Genomic DNA, 18,524 nt, shown 5'->3' on the forward strand with positions numbered 1-18,524 from the left:
ACTCCGGACGAGTGGACGAGTGGACGAGTGGACCGGTGAAGGTCAGCCGGCCGCCACCGGCATCGACATGTAGACGGCGCGCTTGCCGTAGCAGGACGGCACCGTCACCTCGCGGTGGGCGCGGTAGCCGAGCAGCCGCAGCAGGATGTCGGTGCCGCGGACGGCGACCATGGAGATCCGCTCGAAGCCCTGCTCGGACGCCTGCTCCCGGAAGTGCCGGATGAACCCCAGCGCGACCTCCCGGCCGCGCAGGTCCTCGGCGATCACCAGGTCGTGCACGTGCAGGTTGTCCGACGCGAACACCGCCTCCTCCGGCCGTTCGAGGTCCGGGCAGCGCAGCGGCGGGTACGGCAGGCTCAGCAGGTAGCCGCGGACCGTGCCGTCCTGCTCCAGCACGAAGCAGGTCCGCGGCGAGGCGAGGGCGCGGGACTGCAGCGCCTCCCGGCCCTCCGACAGGCCGTCCGCCGCGTAGGCGTCGTGCTCCAGGGCGACCACGGCGTCCCAGTCGCCCTCGGCCAGGAGCCGGATCCGGAGGTCCTCGCTCACCCGGCCGCGACCTCCGAGGCGGAGCCGAGCCCCTCCGCGCGGGAGGCGGCCACCAGCGACGCCCACGCCCCCATCAGCACCGCCCAGCGCTCGGCGTCCTCCTGCGCCTCGTCCAGGAGCTGCTGGCGCTGCTCGGCCACCGCGTCCGCGAGCTCGGCGTACTTGCCGCCCAGCTTGCGGTAGGAGCGGTCCAGGACGTCCAGGCAGTACTCGTTCCCGGCCCGGTCCCAGTCGACGCTGCCCCGCACCAGGTCGAGGATCGGTTCGACCTTCAGCCCGTGCCGCTCGTCGAGCAGCCCGCGGCCGAGGTCGATCATCCCGCCGTACACCGGGTACAGGTACAGCATCGAGAGCAGGAACTTGACGAACCGCATCTGGTACGAGATGAAGCCGGCGCCGATGCGGCGTTCGGGCGTGTAGTAGTTGACGATGTGGCGGTTGTGGACGACGCCGGGCAGCCGGGAGTGGACCATGGCGTGCAGCAGGGCGTAGTCGCTGCCGATGGTCTTGACCGAGGGCAGCAGCGGCAGCACCTCGTAGGCCCGGTGGTCCAGCGCGATGTTGCACATGTAGACGTCCCAGATGTCGGGCACGCCGAGGACGGATTCGTCGGTGGTGAACGGCTCGGAGCCGGCGCCCTTGAACGAGACGTCCACCATCGCGTCCCGGTCCTCCTCCGGCCACACCGGCGGGGTCCACAGGCGCACCACGTCGCGGTAGATCTCCGGGTCCAACTCGTGGATCTCGCTGATGTCCACGTTGAGTTCGCCGATGAAGGAGCCGCTGACCAGCATCACCGGCTTGTCCGCGTCGGCCGGGTCGAGCTCGGAGCGGGTCACGTCGGCCGCCGCCTCGCCGGCCGGTCGGCCGATCGAGAGCAGCTCGTGGTGGATCGGGAAGATCTTCCGGCCGTCGACGACCTGGAAGTCGGCGTCGTCGTTGCGCAGGTGCGCCGAGGTGCAGCCCAGGGCGGCCGCGCCCAGGAAGAGCCGGTTGACGCAGGAGCCGTACGCGACGGCCGGCGGGAGCATCATGTCGAGCAGCAGCTCGGGGTCGGCGGCGCCGGAGCGCTCGGTCACCCGGCGCAGGAACTCCCGCTGCCGCGCGTTGCCGAGGTGGTGGACGACCACGCCGGGGGTGGGCTCCAAGGCGGCCACGGCGTCCGCGTTCTGTGCGAACTGGGCGGCGTCGGTGGTGTCGAGGATGAGGAGGTGCACCTCGACGTCGAAGTTCGCGACGGCGTAGGCCGCCTCCTCGGCGAGTTCCACGATGGTGTCGGGGCAGGATCGCATGGTGGGCAGGGCGAGGCAGACTCGTTGCATAACGGTGGGATCTCCGTCGGTTCGTCAGAATCGTGGCGGTGATGACGGTATGAGTGCTTTTCGCGCACCACCGTGGACTAGACCAGTTCCGAAGTCAACGATTGACAGAGCGGCTGCGGCGGGGTGGAATGCGCCCCGCCCGACGGCCTTCCGGAGCCTCTCGGGCTTCCTTCCGGGCAGGGCGGAGCGCGGGTCCGGCGGCTCGCGGAGCGGGCCCCCGGGTCCGCACGCGAGGACGAATTCCCGTCACAGATCCGAACGGGCGCGCGAGCACGGGTGGTTCATCGCCGTGCATTGCGCCGTTGGGGTCAATCCGGAGGGTGAACCTGCCGATACCCGCAATGACGTCCGTTCGCCGCCTGGAGGAGACCGCATGTCCGACCTGTGGCTGCCCGGTGCCGAGATCCACGACCTCGGCGACCACGCGCCGACCGACCAGCAGTACCCCCCGAGGGCCATCGCCCACATCACCTGGGACCGCGACGCGACCGCCGCCGCACCGCAGGACTGGTGCACCTACGAGGACCTGGTGAGCTACTTCACCGGCAGCGGCGCCGGCGACGCGCCGCACCTGGTCTGGGACCCGTTCAGCGGCCGGATCACCCAGCTGTTCCCGGCCGACTCCCGCTCGAAGAGCCTGCTCAGCCCGACGACGAGCCCGACCCGCACCAACCGGGCCGGGCGCGTGGTGATCCAGATCGAGGCGGTGTTCTTCCCCTACTGCACCTACCAGGGCACCGTGTACGCGCGGCTGGTCGACACCCCGTGCGCGGGCTGGGACCGGATCCACGCCTGGATCGCCTCCTGGGGCGTGCCCGACGTCTGGCCGATGGGCCGGCCGGTCGACTTCACCAGCCACCGCGACGAGCAGGTGTGGGAGGCCAGCGGCGGCTGGTACGCGCACGCCCACGTCCCGTTCAACGACCACACCGACCCCGGCTCCTGGCCCGACTTCACGGCCGGCCCCGGCACCCCGATCCCCACGCCCTCGCAGCACCCCCCGGTGCCCCCGGCGGATCCGACCCCGGCCCGGTACCAGACCACCATCAACGGCCTCCCGTACGGCTACGGCGCCCAGGGCTACCAGGTCACCGTGGTCGGCCGGGGGCTCGTCGCCCAGGGCTTCGGCGCCCACTACCGCTCCGGCCCCGGGCCGAACTGGAGCGACGCGGACACCGAGAACTACGCGGACTACCAGCAGAGCCTGGGCTACTCCGGCCAGGCGGCGGACGGCGTGCCGGGGGAGGCCTCGCTGCGGCGGCTGCTCGGCTACCTGCCCGGCCCCCGGACGGTGTCGCTCGCGCACGTCGTGGCGGCGGCCCGCACCGACCCCGGCGCCGAACAGGGGCATCGGACGTACGGCGCCGAGGTGGCGATCGTCGAGCAGGCCCTGGCGGACGAGGGGCTGCTCGAACAGCGCTGGGTGGACGGCTCGTTCGGCAGCCTGACGGTCACCGCCTACGCCGGGTGGCAGCGCCGGTGCGGGTACACCGGCGCCGCCGCCGACGGGATCCCGGGGCAGGACTCGCTGGGCCGGCTGGGCGCGGCGCAGGGCTTCGCCGTCACGGACTGACCGGGGCCCGTCCGCACCCGGGGCATGGCGGAGGGGGGAATGCCCGGCTCGGCGGCGGGCGTTGTCCACCGCGTGACCAGCGCCGCGCCCACGATCAGGCTCTCCGTCCTCGACCGCTCCCGGACCAGACGGGGCGAGGAGCCGGCGCAGGCGCTGCGGGACACGGTGGCCTTCGCCCGCGAGGCCGAGCGGCTCGGGTACCACCGCTTCTGGGTCTCCGAGCACCACGGCGTGCCCGGGGTGGCGGGATCGGCGCCGACGGTGCTGGCCGCGGCGGTGGCGGCGGCCACCACCCGGATCCGGGTCGGCACGGGCGGGGTGATGCTGCCCAACCACCAGCCCATGGTGGTGGCCGAGCAGTTCGGGGTGCTCGCCTCGCTCTTCCCCGGCCGGATCGACATGGGGCTCGGCCGCTCGGTCGGATTCACCGACGGCGTGCGGCGGGCGCTGGGCCGGGAGAAGGACTCCGCGGACGACTTCGGCGCCCAGCTGGCCGAACTGCTCGGCTACTTCGACGGCTCGCAGCAGGCCCACCCCGGAGTCCACGCCCGCCCGGCCGAGGGCCTGCGGGTGCCGGCCTTCGTCCTGGCCACCGGCGCGGGCGCCGACCTGGCCGCCGACGCCGGGCTGCCGCTGGTCATCGCCGCCGCCCGGGGGGAGGAACGGATGCTCGCGGCGATCGACCGCTACCGCGGCCGGTTCCGTCCCTCGGCGCAGGCCGCCGAGCCGTACGTGGTGGTCTCGGGCACGGTCGCCGTCGCCGGGAGCGCGGGCCGGGCGCGCGAACTGCTCGTTCCGGAGGCGTGGTCCGGCGCGTACTCCCGCACCCACGGCGAGTTCCCGCCGCTGGCGCCCGCCGCCGAGATCCTGGCCCGGCCGATGAGCCCGCGCGAGCAGGCCGCCTACGAGCAGTCGCTGAAGGGCCACATCGCGGGCACCCCGGAGCGGGCCGCCGCCGAACTCGCGGCCCTGGTGGCGCGCAGCGGCGCGGACGAGTTCCTGGTCACCACCAGCACCTACGACCGCGCCGCCCTCCTCGACTCCTACCGGCTGCTCGCCGAGGCGGTCGGCCAGGCCTGAGGCCGCCGGCCGGGTCCGAGGCAGGCGGGCCGTGCCTGCGGAGCCGTCGCCCGCTCAGCCCGCGTCGACCTCCGACGTCCCGAGCCGGGCGTACACCTCGGGCCGCCGCGCCCGCAGCCGCAGCGCGATGGCGACGCCCGTCAGGAACACCACCGGCACGATCGCCACCAGCGGCCAGTTGACCTCCGGCCCGGCATTGGTGAACAGGTCCAGCCGCCACACCACCAGCGCCGTCGCCCCGCACAGCAGCACGGTGGCGGCGACCGGCGCCACGACCGTCCGGAACGCCCCGGCGCTCGCGGCCGCCTCGCGATGGCGGCGGAAGAAGGCGTACACGGACAGCCCGGCGAGCGCCTGCAGCACCAGGATGCCGACCACGCCGGGGGAGTTCACCCAGAGGAAGAACTGGTTGTACGGGTCGGCGCCGATCAGCGCCGCCACCACGACGGCCACCGCCGCCAGCACCGACTGCGCGATGCCGCCGATCCACGGGGAGCCGTGGCGCGGGTGGACCCGGCCGAGCGCGGCCGGGGCGGCCTGCTCGGTGGCGAGGGCGTAGCCGTAGCGGGTGATGGTGTTGTGGAAGGCGAGCAGCGCGGCGAGCAGGCTGGTCACGATCAGCACCCGCTGGAGGTCGGTGGCCCAGGCGCCGACGTAGTCGGTCATCGCGGTGAAGAACATCCCGGCCGGGTCGGCGGTGGCCGTCGCGACGGCCTCGGTGGCGCCGAAGGCCTGCACGATCATCCAGGTGATGAAGGTGTAGAAGAGGCCGAGGAAGGCGATCGCCGCGTAGGTGGCGCGCGGCACCGTCCGCCGTGGTTCGCGGGCCTCCTCGCGGTAGATGGCGGTGGCCTCGAAGCCGATGAACGCGGCGAAGGAGAGCCCGAGCACCCCGCCCATGCCCCCGGAGAACACGTTGTGCGGGGCGAACGAGGACAGGTCGAGCCCGTGCGCGCCGCCGCGCACCAGCACCGCCACGGCGAGCACCAGCAGGATGCCGGTCTCGGCGATCAGCAGCGCGCCGAGCACCTTGGCGCCGAGGTCTATCGAGCGGTAGCCGAGGAGCCAGACCACCGCGACGCCGAGCAGCGCCCAGACCGGCCAGGGCAGGTCCAGGCCGAGCAGGTCGGCGGCGGTGGTGTGGGCGAAGAAGCCGAAGGCGCCGTACATGCCGATCTGGATGGCGTTGTACGAGAGCACCGCGAGCAGCGCGGCGCCGAGCCCGGCGGGGCGGCCGAGGCCGCGGGTGACGTAGGCGTAGAACGCGCCGGCGTTGCGGATGTGCGCGGTCATGGTGGTGAAGCCGACCGCGAAGAGCGCCAGGATGACGCCGGTGGCCAGGTAGGCGACGGGCGTGCCGATCCCGCCGAAGGCGATCGCGAACGGGGCCACGCCGGCCATCACGGTCAGCGGTGCGGCGGCGGCCACGACGAAGAAGACGATGTCGCCGGTGCCGAGCACGCCGCCTTCCAGGCGGGCGGGGCCGGTGGAGCCGGCGGCTGCGGTGCCGGGGCCGGTGCTGCTGGGCCCGGCGCGGCGGGTGCCGGGGCCGGTGCGGGGGGAGCCGGGTGCGGTCGGGGAGGCCGCGTCGGAGGGCAGGGTCATGGGGGAGCTCTCCTGGGGTCGTACGGACGAGGGTAGAGCGGTCGGCCGCCGATCGGGGGCGGGCGGTCGACGGGGTGCGGACGCCGTGGGGGGCGTTCCGGCGGGCGGGGGACGGGGGATCCCGCCTCGGGGGTCGGTGCGTGCGCAGGCTTCAGTGCGTGTGTCGGCTTCAGTGCGTGCGCAGGCTTCAGTGCGTGCGTCGGCCGCCGAGCCAGGTCCCGGCCACCGGGACGGCGGCCAGCTCGTCGGCCGGCACCGCGTAGGGGTCGGCCGCCAGGTGCACCAGGTCGGCCCGCATCCCGGGCCGCAGCACGCCCCACTCCGCCTCCTCGAAGGCCTGGTGCGCGACACCCGCCGAGTACGCGGCGAGGGCCTCGGTGAGCCCGATCCGCTCCTCGGGCAGCCAGCCGCCGGCCGGCAGGCCGTCCGGGGTCTGCCGGGTGACGGCGGTGGCGAGACCGGCCAGCGGCTCGTAACGGGTGACCGGCCAGTCGCTGCCGAAGGAGACCCGGGCGCCACCGCGCAGCAGCGCGGCGATCTGGTACTGCCGGGCGCCGCGCTCGGGGCCGAGCCGGGGGAGGGTGAGTTCGGTCATCAGCGGGTCGGTCTGGGCCCACAGCGGTTCGAAGTTGGCGATCACGCCGAGTTCGGCGAAGCGGGGCAGGTCGGCCGGGTCGACCAACTGGACGTGGGCGATCACCGGACGGCGGGCGCGCAGGCCGTTGCGGCGGGTGGCGGCCTCGACGGCGTCCAGGGCGATCCGGACGCCGTGGTCGCCGATGGCGTGGATGTGCGGCTGGAAGCCGAGCGCGTCGACGGCGGTGACGGCGTCGGCCAGTTCGGCGCCGGTCCAGTTGGCGACGCCGTGGGAGTGCGGGCAGTCGCTGTAGGGCGCCAGCAGGGCGGCCGTTCCGGACTCGACGACGCCGTCGGCGAAGAACTTGACCGCCCGGGCGGTGAGCCGGCCGCGCCCGCCGGCCTCGACCCGCTCCCGGTCGGCGGCCAGGCCGGGGAGCCGTGCGCGCCAGCCGTCCGGTTCGAGCAGCAGGGCGAGCCCGGCCCGGACGGGCAGGTCGTGCTCGGCGACGGCGGCGAGCCAGGTGTCGACCTGCGCGGGCTCGATCCAGGCGTCCTGGAGCCAGGTGAGCCCGGCGGCGGCGAGTGCGGCGGTGGTCTCGCGCAGGGCGGCGACCTGTTCGGCGAGCGGGAGCGGCGGGACGAGCGCGAGGACGGGGTTGAGGGCGCCGAACTCGCGCAGGGTGCCGAGCGGGGAGCCGTCCGGGCGGCGGACGATCTCGCCGCCCACGGGGTCGGGCGTGTCCGGCCCGTACCCGGCGCGGCGCAGCGCCTCGCTGTTGGCCCAGCCGGTGTGGTGGTCCATGGTGCGCAGCAGGACGGGCCGGTCGGGGACGGCGGCGTCGAGCAGCCGGGCGTCGAACAGGCCGCCCTCGGCGAGCCACGGATTGACGGCGTCCCCGGTGATCCACTCGGCCTCTGGGTGCCGGGCGGCCCAGCTGCGGACGGCCTCGACGACCTCCGCCAGGCTGGTGCAGTCGCGCACCGGCACGCCGCGCAGCCCGATGGCGCCGAGCAGCGGGTGGAGGTGGCCGTCGCCGAAGGAGGGCAGCAGGGCGCCGCCGGCCAGGTCGACGGTCTCGGTGCGGTCGTCGCGCAGGGCGAGCGCCGCGTCGCCGAGGGCGGTGATCCGCCCGGCGGTGACGGCGAGGGCGTGGGTGGCGGGGTGGGCGGGGTCTCCGGTGTGGATCCGGCCGCCGGTGAAGATCGTGTCGGCACGCATGGGGGAGCGTCCTCTCCGGGTCGCGGCAGGTGACGAGGGCGACCTGCCTAAACCGAATGGGGTTCGGTTACCGTAGGCGCGGCGCCGGCGGGTGCGGAAGAGTTTTATTGAAAGCCATTCAGTAACGCTTGGGTAACGATGATCTTGAGAGTGCTCCGGAAGGCCCCCTGAAGGACTCCCCGAAGGGCTTCCCGAAGGATTCCCCGAAAGACTTCCCGAAAGACGAGGAACCGGCATGGCCAGGCCGCGCACACCCCTGCTGGACCGGCAGCGCATCGTCGACACCGCGCTGCGGCTGGTCGACGAGGCGGGCGACCTCACCATCCCCGGCCTCGCCGGTGCCCTCAAGGTCAGCCCCTCCGCGCTCTACCACCACGTCGCCGGCCGGGCCGAGATCGTCGCCCTGATGCGCGCCGAACTCGTCCGCACCATCGGCGAGCAGTCGATGTGGGACCAGCCCTGGGACGCGGCGCTGCGCACCTGGGCGCACGCCTACCGGGACGCCTTCGCCGAACACCCGGGCATCGTCCGCCTGCTCGCCACCGCCCCGCTCGCCGAGCCGTTCATGCACGCGCTGTACGAGCGCGCCGTCGCCACCCTGGAGGGCGCGGGCTTCGCCGCGCGGGACGTGATGGGCGTGATCACCGCCCTGGAGAGCTTCATCCGCGGCTCCGCGCTCGACCTGGTCGCCCCGGACGTCATGGTCGACGCCGTCGACCGGGACGCCACCCCGCGCCTGGCCGACGCCCTCGATGCCGTCCCCGCCGGCCGCGAACGCGCCGACCGGGCCTTCGAGCTGGGCCTCACCGCCCTGATCGCGGGTTACCGGGCGCTACTGCCCTGACCGCCCTTCGTGTCGGGGTCGGGGCCGTCGCGCCGGGGTCGGGTCGCCGCGGTGCCGCCGGGTCCGGTCCCGTTCCTCCATCCGGTTTCTGAGCAGGCGTGATGACCTGCTAATGTTCTTCTCGTCGGGAGGGAAACAAACTTCCGAACAGGCGTCAGCGGTGCTACCAGAGCACGTCCTACTTTCAGTAGGAAGAGTCCGTGCGACCCGGGCCTGGCGCTCCACTCGAAGGGGCTCGTTCCGTCCAGCGGAACGGGCCCCTTCGTCATGTCCGGAGGTACTGGAGGCACCGGAGGCGCCGGAGGTTCCGGCGGCAGTCGGGCGGCGACCCGGTGGTGTAGACCTGTTCGCCCGGCCCTTCTACCGCAGGCCGGCGGTCGAAACCCTGCCATGCGGCCGGTTCTCGGCCAAGCTCCCCTGCCAGGTGGTCGGCGGGTGGCGGTGGGTCGCGGTCCGCGACCGCCCCCGGGCCAGCGGGTTCGCCAGGCGGCGGTCGCTGACGCCTTGTCACACCTTGGCCGGAAGTGGACGCTACTGATGTGAATATGCCATTGGAATGTTCGTCATATGGAATCCGGCAGTAGCCTTCCGTGTCGAGCCCGCCACTGCTGGTGGCGGCCCGGCCGTGCCGTGCTGCGCCCGGCTGCCCAGACCCCCTCGAAGGAGCCGGTGTGCCGGGTATCGACGAATGCCTCGCCGGAGCGATGTCGATCTCCGGGGCACGCTCCGCGAGCCTGGTCGACTGGAGCAGCGGACTCGCGCTCGGCAGCCTCGGCGAGTGCCCGACCGGCGACCACGAGACCGCGGCCGCCGAGACAACCGACTTGGTGCGGGCGGCCGTTGAGAGCCAGACCTTCACCGGGGCGGAGGATCGGCGGTCGCCGTTGCAGGACGTCATCGTCACCGCCGGCCGCAGCTACCACCTCATCTGCTTCATCGACACCGTCTTCGACAGCCGCCTCGTCCTCCACCTCTGGCTCGACCGCGCCCAGGGCAACCTCGCCGCCGCCCGCTACCGTCTCCAGGCGCTCGCCGAGGAACTGGTGCTGGGGTGAGCGGGACGCCCACCGCGGCCATCGGGTTTCGGCCAGCACGCCGGGCGGGCCGCCCCCGCCGTCCGTGCTCCACCGGCCGGTGGCCCCGGTGACCGCCGCGCCCGCCGCCGTCCGCCCGCCCGCCCCGCCGCAGACCCCCGGCGAGGCCCTCGGCCTGCTCGCCGCCCGCCGCGCCACCGGCGCCCTGCGCGGCCCGCTCGGCAGCCTGCACCTCGTCGACGGCCAGGTGGCCCACGCCGACTCCCCGCGCGCACCCGGCCTGGCCGAACTGCTCACCGGCTGCGGCCGGATCACCCCCGGGCAGTGGGCGGAGCTGCTCCGGCTCCACGGCCCGCGCGCCCGGGTCGGTGAGGCACTGGTCGAACGGCGGCTGCTCACCCGGGGCGAGCTCGAACTCGGCCACCTGGGCACGCTCTTCGACGCCGCGTTCTTCGTCCTCGCCGACCGGACCGGCGGTGTCTGGCGGTTCGAGCCCGACGCCCGGCACTGGCTGGGCCCGGTGGCCACGGTCGACCCCGGCCGGCTGCGCCGCGAGGTCGAGCGCCGGGGCCGGCTGCTGGAACGGATCTGGCCCTGGCCGCAGCTCGACACCGCGCCGGTCCGCCCGGTGGTGCCGGTCCCGCGGCCGTCGCACCGCCCGCCCGGCCGCCGCCGGTGCGAACTGCTGGACCACGCCGACGGCCGAAGAACCCCGGCGGACCTGGCGCGGCTGCTCGGCCGGTCCGGCTTCGGCGTCACGGCGGACGTCCGCCGCCTGGCCGCCGCCGGGCTGCTCGCCGCCCCGCGGCACGCCGCACCGGCGGTGGTACCCGCGGTGGCGGTGGCACCGAGCGGCGCGACACCCGTGGCACCCGCGACGCCCGTGGCGCCGGCCCCCGACGCGCCGGCCCCCGCCCGCCAGCCGGGAGGCCTGCACCGCCGGGTCCCCGGCGCCACCCTCGCCGGCGCCATGCCGTCCGGCCCCGTGGCCCCCACCCGCTCCGATCGCCCGCCCACCACGGCCGCGGCCCACCCGCTGGCCGTCCCCGACCCGGACATCGCGCTGCTGACCCGGGTCCGAACCCTTCTGGAGGCCCGACTTTGAACCACTCTCCACCCGCGACCCCGCCGTCCCGGCCATGAGGCGGGCGCTCAAGCAGCGTGTCGGAAGGAGACAACTGATCGCCTTGGAGACCGAACTGCTCGCCGAGCTCCGCGCCGTCAAGCAGCGCGTCCCGCACCTCGCGGGTGGCCTGGTGGCCAGCGTGGACGGCCTGTTGGTCGCGCACGACACCCACGGGGCGGAACCCTCCGGCCTGGCCGCGATGACGGCGGCCTCGTTGTCGCTGGCCCAGCGGCTCGCGGACACCACCGGCCAGGGCGAGTTCCGCGAGTCGCTGGTGCGCGGCGAGCACGGCTACGTCGCCACCTACGCGGCCGGGGGCAGCTGCGTGCTGGCCCTGCTGGCGCACCCGGACGTCAACGTCGGCCGGCTGCACCTGGAGGCCCGCCGTTCGGCCCAGCGGATCGCCGGGCTGCTCAGCGACAGCCTCCTGCCCAAGGACCCGCGCGACCCGGCCTGACCGCACCTATCACCCCAGCACCCCACCACCCCACCACCCCACCACCGAAAGGGAGTTACCCAGATGACCGACGCAGCCGGCGCGCTCAAGCAGGCCATGACCAGCATCGAGGGCGCCATCGGCGCGGCACTCGTGGACTACAACAGCGGCATGGCGCTCGCCACCCTCGACGGCCCCGGCGGGCTGGACCTCAACGTGGCCGCGGCGGGGAACACGGACGTGGTCCGCGCCAAGATGCGCACCATGGACATGCTCGGCCTACAGGACGGGATCGAGGACATCCTGATCACCCTGAGCAGCCAGTACCACCTGATCCGGCCGCTCGCCGGACGCACCGGGAAGGGCCTCTTCCTCTACCTGGCGCTGGACAAGGCGCGCGCCAACCTGGCGATGGCCCGCCACCAGCTCACCAGGATCGAGGCCGAGCTGGAGGTCTGACAGGCCGGACAGCTCGAACAGGCGGACAGCTCGACAAGCTCGGACAGGCCGGAGAGTCCGGAGAGTCCGGAGAGTCCGACCGGACGAAGCGTCGGCCCGGCGTCGGCTCAGGCCGCGCCGGGCGCCGTCCACCGGACCTCGCCGCCCGGCAGCCCCGCGCACACCGCGCCCTCGGCGGTCTCCACGCTCCACGGCGCGAGCTGCGCGTGCGGCGGGACGGACAGCGCGCCGCCTTCCGCGAAGGCCAGCTCCAGGCCGCCGGCGAGGGTGATCTCGGCGGTGTCGACGGTCCGGCCGACGAGCGCGAGCAGAGTGCCGGTCGGGCGGACGGTCAGCGCCGGAAAGTAGTGCTCGACCTCCGCCGGGGCGGTGAAGGAGGGCGCGGCGAGGCGGAACTCGTGCGCCACCCGGACGGTCACCGGCCCGTCGAGGGTGAGGTCCAGCCGGTCGCCGCCGCTGACCGACGCCACTCGCCGGCCGGCCAGCGCCTCCGTGATCCCGTGCTGCGTGATCCCGTTCTGCATGGCCCCAGTGTGACCCACCCGACCCGGCCCTGTCCGCCCTGCCCGACAGCCCCGCCCGACCAGCCCGCCTGACTCGCCTTCCTGAACCCGCTCGACCCGCCCGCCCGCCTGGCCCGGCCGGCCCACCCGGCCCGCCCGCCGCTACCCGGCGGCGCGTCCGCGCACCAGCTCGGCCGGCCCGCCCGCCCGCTCCCGCGCGGCCAGCGCGGCGGCCGTCCGGGCCCAGGAAGGGCCGGTCAGCAGAGCCCGTGCCTCGGCGGGGCCGCAGAGCCGCCACTCCACCAGCTCCTCCTCCGGCAGCGCGATCGAACCGAGCATCCGCTCCGTCACCGTGCCCCCGTCGAACACGGACACCAGCACCGCGGTGTCCCGCCCGGTCGCCGGGTCGGCCTCCGGGTCGGCGGCCGCCCCGGGCTGCCAGTCCAGCGCCAGCAGCCGCCCCGGTTCGACCTCCCAGCCCAGTTCCTCGCGGATCTCGCGCCGGACGGCCGCCCGGGGCAGTTCCCGGTCCGCCTCGATCCCGCCACCCGGCAGCGTCCAGTACGGCACCCGGCCGCGCGGCCCCTCCCACGGCCGCAGCCGGACCAACAGGACCCGCCCGGCGTCGTCGGTGAACAGGGCCCGTGCCTTGGCCCGGATCCGCGGGCGGGTGGCGATGTAGGTGGCCCGGTCCATCGGCGGCTCGTACCCGGGCCCCGCCCCCGGCCCGTCCGGGGCGGGGCCCAGGGCGGGCACCCCGGCCAGCCCGGTGTACGCGGGCGGCGGTTCGTCCGCCGGCAGGTGGTCGAGGGTGTGCCCCACGGGCCTGCTGTCCTCCAGCTCCAGCGGACCGGCCGACCGCGGCGCCCGCAGACAGGCCGTGACCCGGCGGGACAGCAGGGGCGGCAGCGCGTGGCCCGCCTGGTCAGGGGTCAGCCAGGCCCAGCCGCCGACCTCCGCCGCGTCCGGCCGGATCGCCGCGGCCTGTTCGGCGGTGAGCGGCTGCGCCCAGTACAGGTACGCGGCGATCGGCGGCCGGAAGTGGTCGAGCGTCCAGTCGACGCAGGCCAGCGGCCCCAGCCGGGGTGTGAACCCGAGTTCCTCCACCACCTCGCGCAGCGCGGTCTCCCGTGGCGAGCGGTCCTGCGGCTCCCACCCGCCGCCCGGGATCGCCACCGGATGCTTCCGGTCGTACGGCAACCGCACCACCAGCACCCGCCCCCGCCCGTCCGGGAACAGCACCCCCGCCGCCGCCAGCAACTCCCGCCCGCTCCCGGATGACGCGTCCACCGCTGCTCCCTCCGTCAGGCCCGGTTCGAAGGCCGTGCCCCCCGACGACTCGGCGGACCTCCTTCATGGTTCCCCCCGCGGGCCTGGCCGAGCCCTCGCCGCCTCACCCCAGTGACGCGAGGGCCTGCGCCGCCGCGCGGGCCATCTGCTCGTCGTGCCGTCCGTTGGACCCGCGCAGCCGGGCGAGGCCTTCGGCCGCCGCCAGGGCGAGCAGTCCGGGCAGCAGGTCGGTGCTTCGGGCGGCCACCCAGCGGGTGCCCTGGGTGGCCATCCACCACAGGTCGGCGGCCCGGCCGGGCGGGGCCTCGGCGGGGGTGTCGACGGGCGGCGGGCCGAGGGGGTGGCCGGCGGCGGCGAGCAGCTCGTGGAACCCGCGGGCGATCAGGTGGTGGCCCTCGGCGCTGGGGTGCAGCCGGTCGACGCTGAGCAGCCGGCGCTGCGCGTACCAGGGCAGCTCGGCGATGTGCAGGTGCACCGCCCGGTGCCGGGCGGTGAGGGCGTGCACGACGGTGTTGACGGCCTGCATCCGCCGCGCCAGCGGTCGGGCCAGCGGCGCGGGCAGGCGGAGCAGGGTGCCCGGATCGGGCAGGCAGGCGGTCAGCAGGACGGCGCCGTGGCTGGAGAGTTCGCCCAGGGTGGCGTCCAGTTCCAGGGTGGTGCGCCGGATGTCGAAGCCCGCCCGCAGAGTGTCGTTGCCGCCGATCACCACGGCCGCGAACCGCGGCCGTAGCGCGAGCGCGGAAGGGAGTTGACGATTCGTCAGGTCCGTGGTCTGGGCGCCGCTGCACGCCAGGTTAGTGAACTCGACGCCGCCTTCGGGCGCCAGCGACCGGGCCAGGACGGCGGCCCAGCCGCGCCATCCCTCACCGACCGGGTCCCCGACCCCTTCGGTCAGCGAGTCCCCGAGCGCGACGAACCGCACCGGCCCGCCGGTGGCCGGCCGGCCGTCCGCGGACCGGTCACGCCCGGTGCCGAGCACGCTCATCCCAACCCTCCTCCACCGCACCGGGGTTCCGTACGCCGGGGTTCCGCACGCCGTGGTTCCGTACGCCGGGGTTCGGCGCGTCGTGGGCCGCGAGGAACGCGGCCACCGCGGCCGGCCAGCCGTACCGCTCGGCCCGGGCCCGGGCGCCGGCCCGCCGCGCCTGCTCCGGGCGTGCCAGCAACTCCCGTACCGCCCCGGCGAATCCGGCGCCGGTGTCGGTGGCGGCCACCCCGGCCAGGCCGACCAGCCCGGGCAGCGCGGAGGAGCGGCTGACCGCCACCGGCGTCCCACAGGCCAGCGCCTCCAGCGCGGCGAGCCCGAAGGTCTCCACCGGCCCGGGCGCGAGCACCACGTCCGCGCAGCCCAGCAGCCGGGCCAGTTCCTCCCGCCGGCCCAGGTGCCCGAGGAAGCGCACCGGCAGCCGCAGCCGCTCCGCCCGGGCCGCCAGCCGGTCCCGCAGCGGTCCGGCCCCGGCCACCACCAGGACGGCCGGCAGCCCCCGGGCCCGCAGTGCGGCCAGCGCCTCGACCGCCCGCTCGGGCCGCTTCTCGGCCGAGAGCCGGGAGCAGAGCACCAGCAGCACGTCGTCCGGCCCGCAGTACCGCGCCCGCTCCCGGGCCCGCGCGGCCGGCGGCAGCGGGCGCATCGCGTCCAGGTCCACGCCGAGCGGGGCTCGGGCCAGGTTGGGCACGCCGATCCGCCGGAACTCCGCCGCCGCCCAGTCGGTGGTGCAGAGCACCGCGTCGTACGTACGGGCCGTCGCCGCGTTGAGCCGGTCGGCGGCCGCGTCGGCGAGCGGGCGGGGCAGCCCCCAGGTGCGCAGCAGCCCGACGGCGCTCTCGTGCGACACCATCACTGAGCGGACGCCGTGCCGCCGGGCCCAACTGCCGGTCCAGCGCAGCGTGGTGCGGTCGGAAACCTCCAGTCGGTCGGGCTTCAGCCGGGTCAGTTCGGCGGACACCGCCCGCCGGTCGGTGAGCACCCGGTAGCCGCCGCTGGCCGGCAGCACCGGCCCGGGCAGGGTGACCACCAGTCCCTGCTCGCCCTCCTCCTCGCTGCGCCGCTCCCCGGGCACGATCAGCACCGGCCGGTGCCCGGCGGCCAGATAGCCGGCACCGAGGTGGCGCAGCGCGGTGCGCAGGCCCCCGGAGACCAGGGTGACGAAGTTCGCGAGCCGCACGATGGTCAGCGGCTCGCGGTCGGCGGTGTCCGTCATGCCGGCAGCTCCTCCACGACGGCGACCGGCTCGACGACCGCCGGGGGAGTGGAAGGGGGAGCGGAAAGGGGAGCCGCCGGTGTGCCGTGGTGCTCGGTGAGGACCTCCGCGTAGTGCCGCAGCAGCAGGTCGCCGACCGCCTCCCAGGTCCGCGCGGTCACCTCGGCCCGTCCGGCGCGCCCGTACGCGGCCCGCCGCCCCGGGTCGGCGGCCAGTTCCGCCACCGCCCGGGCCACCGCGGCGCCGTCCCGGGGCGGCACCAGCAGGCCCGTCCGGTGGTGCGCGACCAGATCCAGCGGGCCGCCGGCGGCCGGACCGATCACCGGCACGCCGCTCGCCATCGCCTCCTGGATGGTCTGGCAGAAGGTCTCCAGCGGGCCGGTGTGCACGAACACGTCCAGGGTCGCGAAACAGCGGGCCAGTTCCTCGCCGGTCCGGCGGCCGAGGAACACCGCGCCGGGCATCGAGGCCCGCAGACCGGGCCCGGACGGCCCGTCCCCGATCACCACCACCCGCACCCCGGGCAGGGCCGACGCGGCGGCCAGCAGGTCGACCCGCTTCTCGGGCGCCAGTCGCCCGACGTACCCGACCAGCACCTCCCCGCCCGGGGCGAGCGCCCGGTGCAGCGCCTCGTCCCGGTGCCGGGGGTGGAACCGCACCGAGTCCACCCCGCGCGGCCACAGCTGCACCCGGGGCACTCCGTGCGCGGTGAGGTCCTGGGCGGCGGGGGTGGACGGCGCCAGCGTCCGGGCGGCGGCCCGGTGCACGGCCCGGATCCGCCGCCAGGCCGCCGCCTCCCCGAGGCCCCGCCCGGCCCGGTAGGCGTGCGCGTACCCGGCGAGGTCGGTCTGGTAGACGGCCACGGCGGGGACACCGAGGCGGGCCGCGACCTGCACCCCGCGCGCGCCGAGCACGAACGGGCTGGCCAGGTGCACGATGTCCGGCCGGTGCCCGGCGACGGCGGCCGCCAGCTGCCGGCTCGGCAGCGCGATCCGCACCTGCGGGTATCCGGGCAGCGGCACCGACGGAATGCGCACCACCGGCAGCTCCACCGTTTCGGAGCCGCCGAAGGTGTGCGGCGGGCACGCGGCGCCCCGCGCGGGTGCGGGGGTGACGACGAGTGGCTGGTGGCCCCGGCGGACCAGATGCTCGGCCGTCCGCAGCACGCTGTGGGCGACTCCGTTGACCTCGGGCGGAAAGGATTCGGTGACGATGACGACGCGCATGCCAGTGTTCTCTCCGCGCCCGGCGTGCACCCGGCCAAAGGGATCTGTCATAGAAGCGAACGCGGGTCGGCGATTTGCATCGCCGACCCGCGCCCGCACCGCGCCGCCTCAGTGCGACCCGGCCGCCTCCTTGAGCTCCGCGTACGGCGCGAGCTTGCGGAGCGACTCGATGCTCCTGAGGCACTCGTCCTTGCTCTCGTGCGGGTCCCCGGTGACGATGACCGTCCCGTTGCTCGCCTTGAGCCGGAAGCGGTGCATCCCGCTCTCGTCCTTGTACAGCTCGAATTTCCCGGCCATGCCAGTAACAGCCTTCCGTTCAGGTGACCCCCTCGATCGAAAGGTAGGGCCAAACCCTTTGGAGTGCAGGACAGTTGGCCCAGTCGGGTGGCGACTGTTCGAGTCGCGGAGCCGGGTACTGCCTGGCCGCTGCTGGGGCCGTGAGGGAAGGCGGTGCACATGGCGAGTTTCTTTTGGGGAGTGACGGTCGCTGGCGGTTGCCCGTTGGGCGGGTGCTCAACCCTGGGCACTTAGTCACGGACAGCGACCGAACAACCTCGCGAGCGCGGGGCCGGCCGGCCTTTGTCCAGGTCCACCACACTGTTCTGAGAGCAACCCCGCGAGCGCGGGGCCGACAGCGTGCGGGCGATCCGCTCCTGGTTGGTGGTGGAGCAACCCCCGCGAGCGCGGGGCCGACGCCCGGGTGCCGATCGTCGCGATGAACGCCCGGGAGCAACCCCCGCGAGCGCGGGGCCGACTTGGTGAGCAGCCGGACGGAGAACCGGCCGGCGGAGCAACCCCCGCGAGCGCGGGGCCGACGAGCTGGAGATCGAGGGGGCGCTGTACTGCCCGGAGCAACCCCCGCGAGCGCGGGGCCGACTTCGCGCAGGGCACCGTCGATCACAGGGTGCCCGAGCAACCCCCGCGAGCGGGGCCGACGGTGAGGACAAGGCGGCCACGAGCTCGCTGACGGAGCAACCCCCGCGAGCGCGGGGCCGACACTTGCTGACGTGCGGCGATTGGGCTCAGAGTCCTCCGGTTGATTTAGTTCGATCGGATGGCAGCCTGAGGGAGATCTCATGTATTGCCATCATCTCTTCATACTCTGAGGTGAGTTGTCATTGCCGTGTCCCGCGCTCTCGAAGGGTACTCGCACGTGGATGTTGGGGTGATGGCTGAGGGTCGTTGGCAGTGGTCGGCCCTGAACGTACGGGGATGGATCTGCGCCCGTGCCCGGTCACCGTGACCGGCACCGTGAATGCCGTCGAGCAGCTGAGTCTCGTTGCTCTCAGTGGTGATCGCGTCGAGGCCCAGCAGGCTCCGGATGCTTTCGACTGGCCGTCAGGCGGGTTGGCCCTTGGGCGCACATCGGGTGCACAAGACGAATGAGTGCGGTTGTCTGGCGAGGAGAGACAGCGATAAGCGTTTCTGCAGGTCAAACGCTGTGAGTGGACCTTCATCCCCTGAGTGCGGGAGGTTCGATT

At 74.7% G+C, this 18,524-nt stretch carries 17 protein-coding genes; 7 read left to right on the top strand and 10 right to left on the bottom strand.

Annotated features, from left to right (window positions below; all coding sequences use genetic code 11):
• Positions 1-42: 42 nt before the first annotated feature.
• Positions 43-546 (bottom strand): GNAT family N-acetyltransferase, encoded by a 504-nt coding sequence (locus ABT015_RS13665; RefSeq protein WP_350879101.1) that lies wholly within the window; start codon positions 544-546, stop codon positions 43-45.
• A complete protein-coding gene (locus ABT015_RS13670) occupies positions 543-1,868 on the bottom strand; it encodes a DUF6271 family protein (RefSeq protein ID WP_350879102.1) in 1,326 nt (441 codons plus the stop codon). The genes ABT015_RS13665 and ABT015_RS13670 overlap by 4 nt, the downstream gene beginning before the upstream one ends.
• Positions 1,869-2,241: 373 nt before the next feature.
• Between ABT015_RS13670 and ABT015_RS13675 the strand changes: the two genes are divergently transcribed.
• The gene (locus ABT015_RS13675) at positions 2,242-3,441 is read left to right on the top strand and encodes a peptidoglycan-binding protein (protein WP_350879104.1); all 1,200 of its coding nucleotides are present in this window, start codon (positions 2,242-2,244) and stop codon (positions 3,439-3,441) included.
• 72 nt (positions 3,442-3,513) lie between these two features.
• Positions 3,514-4,521, top strand: a complete 1,008-nt coding sequence (locus tag ABT015_RS13680) for an MsnO8 family LLM class oxidoreductase (RefSeq protein WP_350879105.1) — start codon at positions 3,514-3,516, stop codon at positions 4,519-4,521.
• 54 nt (positions 4,522-4,575) lie between these two features.
• On the opposite strand, the gene ABT015_RS13685 is transcribed toward ABT015_RS13680, so the two are convergent.
• The gene (locus ABT015_RS13685; protein ID WP_350879106.1) at positions 4,576-6,126 is read right to left on the bottom strand and encodes an APC family permease; all 1,551 of its coding nucleotides are present in this window, start codon (positions 6,124-6,126) and stop codon (positions 4,576-4,578) included.
• Between the two features lie 187 nt (positions 6,127-6,313).
• Positions 6,314-7,924, bottom strand: a complete 1,611-nt coding sequence (locus ABT015_RS13690; protein ID WP_350879107.1) for an amidohydrolase — start codon at positions 7,922-7,924, stop codon at positions 6,314-6,316.
• Positions 7,925-8,159: 235 nt separating this feature from the next.
• Between ABT015_RS13690 and ABT015_RS13695 the strand changes: the two genes are divergently transcribed.
• The 5 genes from ABT015_RS13695 (at position 8,160) to ABT015_RS13715 (ending at position 11,823) form a co-directional block, all read left to right on the top strand.
• Positions 8,160-8,768: a TetR/AcrR family transcriptional regulator gene (locus tag ABT015_RS13695; protein ID WP_350879108.1), complete on the top strand. Its 609-nt coding sequence runs from the start codon at positions 8,160-8,162 to the stop codon at positions 8,766-8,768.
• Positions 8,769-9,439: 671 nt separating this feature from the next.
• A complete protein-coding gene (locus tag ABT015_RS13700; protein ID WP_063350270.1) occupies positions 9,440-9,823 on the top strand; it encodes a hypothetical protein in 384 nt (127 codons plus the stop codon).
• A gap of 88 nt (positions 9,824-9,911) precedes the next feature.
• Positions 9,912-10,907 (top strand): hypothetical protein, encoded by a 996-nt coding sequence (locus ABT015_RS13705; protein WP_350879109.1) that lies wholly within the window; start codon positions 9,912-9,914, stop codon positions 10,905-10,907.
• Between the two features lie 82 nt (positions 10,908-10,989).
• A complete protein-coding gene (locus ABT015_RS13710) occupies positions 10,990-11,385 on the top strand; it encodes a roadblock/LC7 domain-containing protein (RefSeq protein WP_350879110.1) in 396 nt (131 codons plus the stop codon).
• Positions 11,386-11,448: 63 nt separating this feature from the next.
• Positions 11,449-11,823: a hypothetical protein gene (locus tag ABT015_RS13715; RefSeq protein ID WP_350879111.1), complete on the top strand. Its 375-nt coding sequence runs from the start codon at positions 11,449-11,451 to the stop codon at positions 11,821-11,823.
• A gap of 107 nt (positions 11,824-11,930) precedes the next feature.
• On the opposite strand, the gene ABT015_RS13720 is transcribed toward ABT015_RS13715, so the two are convergent.
• The 6 genes from ABT015_RS13720 to ABT015_RS13745 all read right to left on the bottom strand — a co-directional run bounded on the left by ABT015_RS13720 (position 11,931) and on the right by ABT015_RS13745 (position 17,340).
• Positions 11,931-12,347, bottom strand: a complete 417-nt coding sequence (locus tag ABT015_RS13720; protein WP_063350273.1) for a DUF6188 family protein — start codon at positions 12,345-12,347, stop codon at positions 11,931-11,933.
• Between the two features lie 141 nt (positions 12,348-12,488).
• Positions 12,489-13,616, bottom strand: a complete 1,128-nt coding sequence (locus ABT015_RS13725; protein WP_350879112.1) for an NUDIX domain-containing protein — start codon at positions 13,614-13,616, stop codon at positions 12,489-12,491.
• 103 nt (positions 13,617-13,719) lie between these two features.
• Positions 13,720-14,601 carry an SGNH/GDSL hydrolase family protein gene (locus ABT015_RS13730; RefSeq protein WP_350879114.1) on the bottom strand — a complete coding sequence of 294 codons (882 nt, stop codon included), beginning with the start codon at positions 14,599-14,601 and terminating at the stop codon, positions 13,720-13,722.
• On the bottom strand, positions 14,576-15,817 hold the full coding sequence (locus ABT015_RS13735; RefSeq protein ID WP_350879115.1) for a glycosyltransferase: 1,242 nt from the start codon (positions 15,815-15,817) through the stop codon (positions 14,576-14,578). Before ABT015_RS13735 ends, ABT015_RS13730 begins: the two co-directional genes overlap by 26 nt.
• Positions 15,814-17,043, bottom strand: coding sequence for a glycosyltransferase family 4 protein (locus tag ABT015_RS13740; protein WP_350879117.1), 1,230 nt, complete (start codon positions 17,041-17,043; stop codon positions 15,814-15,816). The genes ABT015_RS13735 and ABT015_RS13740 overlap by 4 nt, the downstream gene beginning before the upstream one ends.
• 108 nt (positions 17,044-17,151) lie before the next feature.
• Positions 17,152-17,340: a YegP family protein gene (locus ABT015_RS13745; protein WP_063350276.1), complete on the bottom strand. Its 189-nt coding sequence runs from the start codon at positions 17,338-17,340 to the stop codon at positions 17,152-17,154.
• Between the last annotated feature and the right edge of the window lie 1,184 nt (positions 17,341-18,524).

The organism is Kitasatospora sp. NPDC094016 (assembly GCF_040304045.1).
Classification (GTDB): domain Bacteria; phylum Actinomycetota; class Actinomycetes; order Streptomycetales; family Streptomycetaceae; genus Kitasatospora.

Coding starts and splice junctions, on each gene's coding strand:
- ABT015_RS13670 (WP_350879102.1), bottom strand. CDS start 1,868: ATGCAACGAGTCTGCCTCGCCCTGCCCACCATGCGATCCTGCCCCGAC.
- ABT015_RS13675 (WP_350879104.1), top strand. CDS start 2,242: ATGTCCGACCTGTGGCTGCCCGGTGCCGAGATCCACGACCTCGGCGAC.
- ABT015_RS13685 (WP_350879106.1), bottom strand. CDS start 6,126: ATGACCCTGCCCTCCGACGCGGCCTCCCCGACCGCACCCGGCTCCCCC.
- ABT015_RS13690 (WP_350879107.1), bottom strand. CDS start 7,924: ATGCGTGCCGACACGATCTTCACCGGCGGCCGGATCCACACCGGAGAC.
- ABT015_RS13695 (WP_350879108.1), top strand. CDS start 8,160: ATGGCCAGGCCGCGCACACCCCTGCTGGACCGGCAGCGCATCGTCGAC.
- ABT015_RS13715 (WP_350879111.1), top strand. CDS start 11,449: ATGACCGACGCAGCCGGCGCGCTCAAGCAGGCCATGACCAGCATCGAG.
- ABT015_RS13720 (WP_063350273.1), bottom strand. CDS start 12,347: ATGCAGAACGGGATCACGCAGCACGGGATCACGGAGGCGCTGGCCGGC.
- ABT015_RS13730 (WP_350879114.1), bottom strand. CDS start 14,601: ATGAGCGTGCTCGGCACCGGGCGTGACCGGTCCGCGGACGGCCGGCCG.
- ABT015_RS13735 (WP_350879115.1), bottom strand. CDS start 15,817: ATGACGGACACCGCCGACCGCGAGCCGCTGACCATCGTGCGGCTCGCG.
- ABT015_RS13740 (WP_350879117.1), bottom strand. CDS start 17,043: ATGCGCGTCGTCATCGTCACCGAATCCTTTCCGCCCGAGGTCAACGGA.
- ABT015_RS13745 (WP_063350276.1), bottom strand. CDS start 17,340: ATGGCCGGGAAATTCGAGCTGTACAAGGACGAGAGCGGGATGCACCGC.